The sequence below is a fragment of the Mesorhizobium sp. M2A.F.Ca.ET.042.01.1.1 genome, assembly GCF_003997405.1.
Taxonomy (GTDB): Bacteria; Pseudomonadota; Alphaproteobacteria; order Rhizobiales; family Rhizobiaceae; genus Mesorhizobium.
The window spans coordinates 1-1643 of the sequence record NZ_RZRX01000529.1; the positions used below are offsets into that span (position 1 = coordinate 1).

Annotated in this window: 1 protein-coding gene; it reads left to right on the forward strand. The window is 65.4% G+C overall.

Going from position 1 to position 1643, the window contains the following annotated elements; all coding sequences use genetic code 11:
- Positions 1-185 precede the first annotated feature (185 nt).
- The coding region (locus EOA23_RS34535) for a hydantoinase/oxoprolinase family protein (protein WP_281058785.1) at positions 186-1643 on the forward strand (1458 nt) is incomplete at its 3' end.

Consider the following 1643-nt stretch of genomic DNA (forward strand, 5'->3'; position numbering starts at 1 on the left):
GAGCTGGCAATGCGCCGCCGGCCAGATGCCCCGACGAAACGATAGGTCCAAGCGGTGCCTGGCTGATGCCTGTGGTGTCTGCGCTTTTGCTCATCCAACCTGCCTCCATTTTCTTTTACAATAACATATTGACGACAAGATGTCGATAATTTATCGATGTAGTCACGACGAAGGAGGAGATTGCCATGTCCGCACAGTGGGATTTCTGGATCGATCGCGGCGGCACCTTCACCGATGTGATCGGGCGCCATCCGAACGGTCAGCTGACGGCGCGCAAGCTGCTATCGGAGAATCCCGGCGCCTATCTTGACGCAGCAGTGGCGGGCATCCGCTCGCTGCTCGGCCTGAATGCCGGCGAGCCCATTCCGGCCGGATTGATCGGCGACGTGCGCATGGGCACCACCGTCGCCACCAACGCACTGCTGGAGCGTAAGGGCGAGCGCTGCGCGCTTGTGACGACGCGCGGCTTCCGCGACGCGCTCGCCATCGGCTATCAGGCGCGCAGCGAGATTTTTGCCAAGCATGTCGTCAAGCCGGACCTGCTCTACGACCGCGTGGTTGAGGTCGACGAGCGGGTACTGACGGACGGGACGGTCGAGGTGCCGTTGTCCGAAAGCGCGCTTCGTGCTGCGCTATCCAGCCTGGCCGACGCCGGCTATCGTGCCGTGGCCATCGTGTTCATGCATGCTTACCGGTATCCCGAGCACGAACAGATCGCGGCGCGCGTGGCACGGCACATGGGTTTCGGCCAAGTCTCCGCCAGCCATGAGGTCTCGCCGCTGGTGAAGTTCGTCGGCCGCGGCGACACCACTGTCGTCGATGCCTATTTGTCGCCTATCCTGGGGCGCTACGTTGCGCAGGTGGCCAAGGAACTCGATGTCGCGCGCACCGGCGCCCGGCTGATGTTCATGACGTCGTCCGGCGGCCTGACGGCGGCAAAACTGTTTCAGGGCAAGGACGCCATCCTGTCGGGCCCGGCCGGCGGCGTCGTGGCTCTGGCGCAGACCGGTGCGGAGGCCGGCTTCTCGCGCGTCATCGGTTTCGACATGGGCGGCACGTCGACCGACGTTGCCCATTACGATGGCGAGTACGAGCGTGCCTTCGAGACGGAGGTGGCCGGCGTGCGGATGCGCGCGCCGATGATGCTCATCCATACGGTCGCTGCCGGCGGCGGCTCCGTGTTGCATTTCGACGGCGCGCGATTTCGCGTCGGTCCTGATTCGGCTGGCGCCAACCCCGGCCCCAAATGCTACCGCCGTGGCGGGCCGCTGACCGTCACCGACGCCAATGTCATGACCGGCAAGCTGGTGCCCGACCTGTTCCCGGCGATCTTTGGCCCCGGTCAAGATGAGCCGCTGGACCACGAAGCCGTGCGTCTCGCCTTCCAGGGCCTGGCCGCCCAGGCGGGCGATGGCCGTTCGGCGGAAGCGGTCGCCGACGGCTTCCTCAAGATCGCCGTCGCCAACATGGCAGAAGCGGTGAAGAAGATCTCCATCGCCCGCGGCTATGACGTGACGCGCTATGCGCTAAACGCCTTCGGCGGCGCCAGCGGCCAGCATGCCTGCCTGGTCGCCGACGCGCTCGGCATGACCAAGGTGTTGGTGCACCCGTTCTCGGGGCTGCTTTCGGCTTACGGCATGGGC